This window comes from Phenylobacterium sp. (assembly GCF_046590535.1).
Lineage (GTDB): Bacteria > Pseudomonadota > Alphaproteobacteria > Caulobacterales > Caulobacteraceae > Phenylobacterium.
Genome location: NZ_JBKJTG010000034.1, coordinates 1 through 8,382 on the forward strand (window position 1 = coordinate 1; position 8,382 = coordinate 8,382).

General features: G+C 68.6%; 9 protein-coding genes. 1 reads left to right on the forward strand and 8 read right to left on the reverse strand.

The features are described from left to right. The 3 genes from ACLL81_RS01835 to ACLL81_RS01845 all read right to left on the reverse strand — a co-directional run. Nucleotides 1-463: TauD/TfdA dioxygenase family protein (locus tag ACLL81_RS01835; protein WP_411286640.1), on the reverse strand; the 463-nt coding region annotated here is incomplete at its 3' end. An 80-nt stretch (nucleotides 464-543) separates the two neighbouring features. Beyond that, nucleotides 544-1,281 carry a dienelactone hydrolase family protein gene (locus tag ACLL81_RS01840; RefSeq protein WP_411286641.1) on the reverse strand — a complete coding sequence of 246 codons (738 nt, stop codon included), beginning with the start codon at nucleotides 1,279-1,281 and terminating at the stop codon, nucleotides 544-546. Continuing rightward, entirely contained in the window at nucleotides 1,278-2,102 is an 825-nt protein-coding gene (locus ACLL81_RS01845) for an SDR family NAD(P)-dependent oxidoreductase (protein WP_411286642.1), read from the reverse strand. The genes ACLL81_RS01840 and ACLL81_RS01845 overlap by 4 nt, the downstream gene beginning before the upstream one ends. A 134-nt stretch (nucleotides 2,103-2,236) precedes the next feature. Between ACLL81_RS01845 and ACLL81_RS01850 the strand changes: the two genes are divergently transcribed. Next, nucleotides 2,237-3,124, forward strand: coding sequence for a phytanoyl-CoA dioxygenase family protein (locus tag ACLL81_RS01850; protein ID WP_411286643.1), 888 nt, complete (start codon nucleotides 2,237-2,239; stop codon nucleotides 3,122-3,124). Nucleotides 3,125-3,128: 4 nt separating this feature from the next. On the opposite strand, the gene cckA is transcribed toward ACLL81_RS01850, so the two are convergent. The 5 genes from cckA to ACLL81_RS01875 form a co-directional block, all read right to left on the reverse strand. Then, complete coding sequence (cckA, locus tag ACLL81_RS01855) at nucleotides 3,129-5,219, reverse strand: cell cycle histidine kinase CckA (protein WP_411286644.1); 2,091 nt, start codon at nucleotides 5,217-5,219, stop codon at nucleotides 3,129-3,131. Between the two features lie 67 nt (nucleotides 5,220-5,286). Then, complete coding sequence (gene flhB / locus ACLL81_RS01860) at nucleotides 5,287-6,369, reverse strand: flagellar biosynthesis protein FlhB (RefSeq protein ID WP_411286645.1); 1,083 nt, start codon at nucleotides 6,367-6,369, stop codon at nucleotides 5,287-5,289. Between the two features lie 3 nt (nucleotides 6,370-6,372). After that, the gene (gene fliR, locus ACLL81_RS01865) at nucleotides 6,373-7,128 is read right to left on the reverse strand and encodes a flagellar biosynthetic protein FliR (RefSeq protein ID WP_411286646.1); all 756 of its coding nucleotides are present in this window, start codon (nucleotides 7,126-7,128) and stop codon (nucleotides 6,373-6,375) included. A gap of 20 nt (nucleotides 7,129-7,148) precedes the next feature. Further along, nucleotides 7,149-7,415 carry a flagellar biosynthesis protein FliQ gene (fliQ, locus tag ACLL81_RS01870; protein ID WP_411286648.1) on the reverse strand — a complete coding sequence of 89 codons (267 nt, stop codon included), beginning with the start codon at nucleotides 7,413-7,415 and terminating at the stop codon, nucleotides 7,149-7,151. A gap of 103 nt (nucleotides 7,416-7,518) precedes the next feature. Continuing rightward, nucleotides 7,519-8,382 (reverse strand): glycine betaine ABC transporter substrate-binding protein (locus ACLL81_RS01875; RefSeq protein ID WP_411286647.1); only part of this gene is annotated, 864 nt, incomplete at its 5' end.

Below are 8,382 nucleotides of genomic sequence, written 5' to 3' on the forward strand. Positions count from 1 at the left end.
GCACCGCGCTCAACCCCTCAAGCGTGCGTTGCAAGCCTGGCGACAGAGCCTCGAACGCCGCCGCCTGGCTGGCGAACAGGGTGTCGCCCCCGTAGGCTGGGACCTCCAGGGCGTAAAGGATCGAGCCTATCGCCGGGCGCTCCAGGAAGCTCATGTCGGAGTGCCAGCCACCGCCAAAATTCACCCGGTCCTCCGGCTCCTTGACGATCTCCATCACCTCGGGCTGCGAGGCCATGCCGGCCACATAGGGGTGAATGTTGAGGGGCCCGAACCGCCCCCCCAGCCTGACCTGTTGAGCCGGCGTCAGGTGCTGGTCGCGGAAGAAAATCACCTGGTGCTCGACGAAAGCGCGACGGATTTGCGCGACTGTTTCGCTGGAAAGCTCCTGTGAGAGATCCACGCCGGTGATCTCGGCGCCCAGGGCGCCGGCCAGGCGGCGGACCTTCAGGTTCGATGCGGACATGGCGGTCTCCTTGGGGTCGGCCGGCGAAATGATACACTAAATCCGGGAGGCGAGAGCCCCGCCGGTGGTGGCCCAGCGCCCTAGCTGAGCCTGCGCCGGAACAGGGCGAACAGCCGTTCCCAGTGGCGTTCGGCGGCCTCGCGGTCGTAGGCAGCGCGCTGCGGGAAGGCGAAGCCGTGTTCGACGCCAGCGTAGAGCTCCACCTCGGCGTTCAGCTTGTTGGACCTCACCGACTGGTCCAGCGCCTCGACCATCTCCAGTGGCGCCCAGCGGTCGACTTCCGCACAGCCGAAATACAGCTCGGCGCGGGCCTTGCGGGCGGCCAGGTGCGGGCTGTCTGCCTGGTCGGTGACCAGTTGCACCCCATAGATCGAGGCCGCGGCGGCGATGCGTTCGGGGTGGCTGGCCGCCGCGTTGATCGCGTACTGGCCGCTCATGCAGTAGCCAACGGCGCCCGCGGCGCCCGGGCTCGCCGCCGGGTCGCGGTCGGCGAAATCCAGCAGGGCGTCGGTGTCGTCCATCACCAGCGGGATGGTCAGCGAACCCATCAGGTCGAACATCCGCTCCCGGGCCTGGGCCTCCGGCAGCGCCGGTAGGTCGGCCAGCTCCATGACGCCGCGCCGATAGTAGAGGTTGGGCAGCATGACGTAATAGCCGGCCGAGGCCAGCCGGCGAGCCATGTCGCGCAGTTCCTCACGGATCGCCGGCGCGTCCATGAAGAACAGGATCAGCGGATGGGGCGCGTTACGTTCGGGATGAACGATGAAGGTGGTGACGGCTCCGGCCTTGGTGGGGATCTCGACGGTCTGTTCGATCATGCCGCCAGCACCAGGTCTGAAGGCTTCACGCCCAGTTCCTTCAGGAACGGCTCGGCATAGGCGATGCGGCCTGTCAGGGTCTGCGGGTCGCCCGACGCCAGCCGGTAGACCGCTTCGGCGATGTATTCGATGGGCTGAACCCGGTCGCGGGTCTGGTCGTTGATCAGGCCGTGGACGGCGACGCCGGGGGTGTCCACCAGACCCGGCGAGACCACGTTCACCGCAATGCCGTCCGCCTGCACCTCGGAAGCGAGGCCCGTAGTGAACCGCTCCAGCGCGGCCTTGCACATGCCATAGACCGCTCCGCCCCTGCGCCCGGTGTAGGGCGGCTTCGGATGCAGGCCTGCGCCGGAGGAGATGTTGACGATCCAACCCTGGCCGCGCTCCCGCATGGACGGTAGCACCAGTTGGCTCAGGTGGAACGGCGCATAGACCTGCACCTCCATCATCAGCTTGAAGCGTTTCTCCGGGAACTCCTCCACCGGCATGAAATAGGTGATGGCGGCGTTGTTGATCAGGATGTCCACCGGGCCAAAGGCGGCCACCGCCTCCTCCACCAGCCGCTCACGCTCGATGGCCTGGGCCAGGTCGGCTTTCACGAAGGTCGCCTGACCGCCGGCGTTGCGGATGCGGTCGACGGTCTCGTGCAGGGTGCCGGAAAGGCGGCTCTCGCCGGCCTCCGCCGTGCGCGCCGAGACCACCACTCGGGCGCCCTCCATAGCCAGCCGAGTGGCGATCGCCTCGCCGATGCCGCGGCTCGCGCCGGTGACCAGTGCGTTGCGGCCCTTCAAAGGGCCCTCCGGATTGATGCGGGCGGCCATAGCGTCTCTCCTAAATGTCTTTTGTTCAATCCCACAAGGCTCGCGCGGGCGGGCCGCCGGCGCAAGGCCCGGGTGTTGCCACACGCCGTGAGAGGGGCTTCAATGCCGGGAGATTTTCGCCAAGAGGCGCGCACATGCGGATACCCGACGCCAAGCTGGCGGAGGTCTGGGACCGGGGCTTCACCGTGGTGGAGGACTTCCTCGACCACGAGACCTTGACGGCGGCTCAGGACGCCCTGTGGGAGGTTTTTCCCCGCCCGGAAGCCTATTTCGCCGATCCCGAGGCGCATCCCAAGCTGGCGCGCAGCCAGTTCGCGGGCCTTCGGCTGTTCGCCTATCCGTCCTGGGCGCTCAACCGCGTGCCGGTCTATCCCGATCTGATCGACGCCGCCGAACGGTTCCTGCAGACCGACCAGATCGACTGCTACAAGATCGAGCTGTGGGCGAAGTATTCTGGTGCGATCAACTACGACCAGCACCATCACCGCGACTTCGAGAACCACACCATCGTGGTGCCGCGCGCCGACCAGGTCATGCCGCAGATGACCTGCTTCATCCTGCTCTCCGACGTCACCGAACTGGACGGCCCCACCAAGGCGGTGCCCCTTTCCAAGACCCGCGACATCCCGCTCTCCGTGAGCCAGAGCAAGATGGGCGACTTCTTCGACGACGAGGTGGCCGTAACGGGGCCGGCCGGCTCGATCCTGATCTACAAGACCGACGTCTTCCATCGCGGGTCGGACTTCGGCGCCCCGGGCCGCTCGCGGTTCGTCATGCCGGTGGATTTCAAGCCGCGCGGCTGGCGCTGGCAGGGCAAGCTCGCCTGGGCCAACCAGGCGCTGAACCCGGGCTGGAAGGAGGCGATGGTGCGGATGACGCCGCGCCAGCGCGACCTGTTCGGGTGGCCGCCGCCCGGCGACGACTACTGGAACGCCCAGACACTGGCGGACGTGGCGGGCCGCTACCCCGGCATCGACCTGACGCCCTACGGCACGAAGCGGCGCGCCGAAGAACTGGCCTGACCGCTCATGCGGCCCTCTGCAGCTCCTGCTTGACCCGTTCGGCGAGCGTCTTGATGTCGATGGGCTTGGCCAGGAACGACACGTTGGCCTCGCCCTCCAGCAGGTCGGAGAACTCGCTCTCCGCGTAGCCGGATATGAACATCACCGGCGCCGCACCCAGGTAGACGCGGGCCTGTTTCAGGAGGTCCGGGCCCTGCATCCCCGGCATCACCACGTCGGAGATCATCAGGTCGATGGAGCCAGCGTGGGTCTCGGCCAGCTCCAGCGCCTCCTCGCCGCTGGCCGCCTCGATCACCTCATAGCCACGGGCCCGCAGCAGCTTGGCGGCCACGCCGCGAACGGCGTCCTCGTCCTCCACGAACAGTATCCGCCCGGCGCCGGAGAGGTCGCGGGCCGCGGGCCGCTTGGGCGCAACCGGCAGGGGCGCCTGGGCGACGGTGGCCACCGGGATGTGCACCGGCAGGAAGATGCGGAACGCAGCGCCCTCCCCCGGCCGGGAGTCCACCGAAATCCAGCCTTCCGACTGTTTGACGATGCCGTAGACGGTGGCCAGGCCCAGGCCCGTGCCCTCACCCACCGGCTTGGTGGTGAAGAACGGGTCGAAGATCTTGTCCATCACCGCGGGCGCGATGCCGGGACCGTCGTCGGAGACCTCGATCAGCGCCTGGTCGCCCTCTGCGCTCGCGTAGCCTAGAGCCGCGGCCTGTTCCTGGGTCAGCCGGGCGGTCTTGATGCGCACTAGGCCGCCGCCATGGGCGCGCACGGCGTCGCGGGCGTTGACCGCCAGGTTCATCACCGCAGTTTCTAGCTGGCTGCGGTCGGCCCGCACCAGCGGCAGGTTTCGGCCATAGTCCGTGGAGAGCTTGACGTCCTCGTACAGCACCCGGCGCAACAGCACCTCGAACTCGCTGATCAGTTCGCCAAGGTCGAGGATCTCGCGCTGCACGGTCTGCTTGCGGGAGAAGGCCAGCAGCTTGCGCACCAAGTCGGCGGCCCGCATCGAGGTCTGCTTGATCTCGTTGAGCCCCTCGTACGACGGATCGCCCACCGGATGGCGCGCGGCCAGTACATCGAGCTGCATGAAGATCGCGGTGAGCAGGTTGTTGAAGTCGTGGGCGACGCCGCCGGCTAGCTGGCCGATGGCCTGCATCTTCTGGCTCTGGGCGAGCTGCAACTCAATCTGCTTCCGCTCTGAGACGTCCACCAGGTAGGCGACCCAGCGGCCGGCGCTCTGCGCCAGGTAGAGGTGCGCGATACGGGCGGGATCGTGCGCCAGCCGCACCTCCAGGGCGCCCACCGGCGCGCCCGCCGCCAGCTTCGCGATGGCGTCGGCGCGCGACGCGGGATCGATCAGGGCGCCGAACGCCTGACCCACCTCACCACCGCCGGCCACCGCCTTCAGCGCCGGATTGGCCTCGATGATAAGCGCCTCGAACGGGTCCTCGCCCTCCAGCAGAGCCGCGCCGAACGGCGAGGCCGCGGCGAAGGCGTCGAGCACCTTGGGCGGCGGCGACTTGGCGGTGGTGAAGGCGGCCAGCACCTCCATGGCCGCGGCTGGCAGGGACAGGGTCGCCCCGGCCTGGCTGTGCAGCCGCACCAGGAAGCGCCGGGCCCCCATGGGCGAGACCAGGGCCTCGTGCTCAGTCCCGTTGGTCTTGACGGTGGCGCGGGCGGTCTCGCCGCGCCGCGCCGCGCCCAGGGCCGCGAACAGGCTGGCCGCCGAAGCGCCGGACTTCGGCAGGCGGGGGCTCGCGCCCAGCACTTCGCGCCAGGCGGCGTTGGTGGCCTGCAGACGCCCGTCCGGGGCGGCGATGGCAGCCGGCTCACTCAGCGCCTGGATCAGCTTGTCGACGCCCGCCTCGGCGTCGGCGACGGGCTCGGCCGAGCCGCGCAGCACGAAGAGGCCCAGGCAGCAGACGCCGGCCAGGCCGATCAGCAGTAGCAGGCCAGCCAGGGTCGCGGGCCCGGCGTTCACCGCGGGCGCGGCGGCGAACATCACGGCCAGCAGGAAGAACACCACTGCGGCCGCGGTCAGCGGGTCGAACCGGCGCTTCGCGCCCGTCTGGGACGGCGGCTTGGCCATGGCCAGCGACATCGCCTCCTTGGGTCGGGCGGAGCGCCCCGGCGAATCAATCATCCGTACTGTCGCACAGCGACCATCTTTACAGGACCCTGCCGGCGACGCGGCGACCGGCGTTGAGGATGAAGCCGATGATCTTGGCCACCGCCTCGAAGTGCGCCGGCGGGATCATGTCGTCGATATCCAGCGCAGCGTAGAGCGAACGGGCCAAGGGCGGATCCTCGATCACCGGCACCCCGGCCGCTTCGGCGATTTCCCGGATCTTCAGCGCCAGGGTGTCCAGGCCCTTGGCCACGCAGACCGGCGCGGCGGTCTCGCCGGCCTCGTACTTCAGCGCCACGGCGTAGTGAGTCGGGTTCATCACCACCACGGTGGCGGTGGGCACCGCCTGCATCATGCGACGGCGGGCGCGTTCGGAGCGAATCTGCTTCTGGCGGGCGCGGATATGGGGGTCGCCCTCGGACTGCTTGAAGTCCTCCTTCAACTCCTCCTTGGTCATCCGCATGCGCTTCATGAACCGCTGGCGCTGCCACATCCAGTCGGCGCCGGCGATCACCAGCAGCAGGCCCGCCACGGCGAAGACCAGGCGGCGCAGGATGTCAGAGGCGAACGGCAGCATCGCCGCGGGCTCCATGGCCGCAAGGTTGGTCATCCGCGGCAGGAACGGCTCCAGCACCCACCAGCCGATGGCCCCGGTCAGCAGGACCTTGAGCAACGACTTCACGAACTGCATCAGCCCGTCGAGGCCGAAGATCCGCTTGAAGCCAGCCACTGGAGAGACCTTCTTGAGGTCGAACTTCAGCTTCTCGGGCGTGAACATCAGCCCGGTCTGCATCAGGTGGCCGCCCGCCCCGGCCAGGGCGGCGGCGGCCACCACGATCACCAGGAAGGGCGCGCCCGCCAGGATCGCGTGCCGCGCCACGCTCACCGCGCCGTGCCCCTCCAGGGACATGGAGCCGGCGTTGGCCAGGAAGGGTAGCAGGTCGCGGGCGAGGTTCTGGGACAGCCAGCCCCCCGCCAGGGCGACCACCGTGGCGGCGCCGGCGAGGGAGGCCAGGGCGCCCAGGTCCTGGGTCTTGACGACGTCGCCTTTCTCCCGCGCCTGGTCGAGTTTTCGTTGGGTGGGTTCTTCTGTTTTCGAGGCGGCGTCGTTCTGCTCGCTCATGGCCTAACTGAAGGCTCCGAGCAGTTCGCGGTAACGGTCCACCCACACCATGCCGATGACGCCGAGGCTGAGCGCGAACACCGACAGTCCCATCAGCACCATCAGCGGGGTGGCCACGAAGAAGATCTGGAACTGCGGCATCACCCGGCCGACCAGGCCGGTGGCGATGTTGAACACCAGCGAGAACACCACCACCGGGGCGGCCAGCTGCAGGCCCAGCGCAAAGGACTTGGCCACCGTCTGGATGGCCAGCTGGCCGGCGTCAGCCACCTGGATGTCGCGGCTGAACGGGAACAGGCTGTAGGACCTGACGATAGCGCCCAGGAACAGGTGGTGCAGGTCCGTCGACATGATCAGGACGATGCCCATCAGGCCGAGGAAGGTGGCCAGGGTCGTGGTCGGCTGCGCCTGGCTGGGGTTGGCGGTCTGGGCGAAAGACAGGGTGGTCTGGATCGAGACGATCTCGCCCGCCGTCGCCAGGGAGGACATGAACAGCCGCAGGATCGCGCCGATCATCAGCCCGATCAGCACCTCCTTGATCACCGCCCCGGCCACCCCGCTGCTGCTGGCCGGGATCGGCGGAACCGCGTCGCCCAGCAGCGGGAACAGCATCAGGGTCATGGCGAAGGCGAAGGCCAGCCGGATGCGTGGCGGAATGAAGCTCTCGCCGATCCCTGGGATCAGCATGACCACGGCGCCAAGCCGCGCGAACACCAGGCCCGCGGCGAACACCTGCTGGGCGGTGGCGTAGGATTCCATGGCGGGCGGTCGCCGGCCCGCTACATCGCCGCGATGCGGGCGGCGATATTGCGCATGAAGCCGCTCATCAGGGCTCCCATCAGCGGCAGGAAGACCAGCAGGGAAATGAAGATCGCCACGATCTTCGGAGCATAGACCAGGGTCGCTTCCTGAATCTGGGTCAGGGCCTGGAAGAGGCCGACGCCGACACCCACGATCAGGCCCACGATCAGCACCGGCGCAGAAAGCTGGATTGTAAGCCAGATGGCGTCGCGTCCGACGTCCAGAACCTCGGCGCCGTTCATGATGACCTCACGGAAAATACTGGAGAAACGGACAGCGTCCGCAGCTCCGACTGTCGCTCCCGCATGGTTAACGAACGACTACCGCTGGGCAGAAATTGCCGATCTCTCAGCGGCCCAGCTGGGCCTCCAGGGCCCTGGAGGCCTCGGCGGGCGAGGCCTTGTCGCGGTCGCGGTCGACGCTGTAGTTGGCCGCCTGCATGGCTTCGACGGCGATGGCCCCGATCAGCGGCTTCAACGCCTCCACCAGCCGCCGGTCGCCGGCCCGCTTCGGTGAGATCAGCACCACGGCGTCATAGGGCGGGATAGCGCCCTTTGGGTCGCTCAGCACCACCAGCCGGTCCGCTGCGATCCGCCCGTCCGATGAGAAAGCCGAGATCACGTCGACGTCGCCCCCCGACAGAGCTCGATACATGAAGGTCGGCTGGTAGGACCGCTCGGTGCGGAAGGTCAGGCCGTAGGCGGCGTCCACCGCCTTCCATTCCGGCCGCGACAGGAACTCCAGGTCCGCGCCCATGGTCAGCCCAGGCGCCTCGCGGGCCAGGTCGGCGATGGAGGCGATCCCCAGCGCCTGCGCGCGGTCGGCGCGCATGGCCAGGGCGTAGGCGTTCTCGAAGCCCAGGGAGCCCAGCACCAGCACCCCATCGCGGCGCATCAGCTCCGCGGTGAGCTGGTCCAGCACCGCCTGGCGTCCGGGATTGTCCGTGCGCTGCAGCACGTTGGTCCAAAGGGTGCCGGAGTAGTCCACGTAGACGTCCAGCTCGCCGGCCGCCAGAGCCCGGTAGGCCACCGCAGAGCCCAGGTCCTCCTTTCGCCGGACCTGGGCGCCCGTGCGTTGTAGGCGCCCCGCCATAAGGTCGGCCAGGATGTACTGCTCGGAGAAGTTCTTGGCGCCGACCACAGAGGTGCCGGGCTTGCCGATGCCGGCCAGAGGGACCAGCGGCACGGCGTCGCGCACCACCAGGCCGCCGAT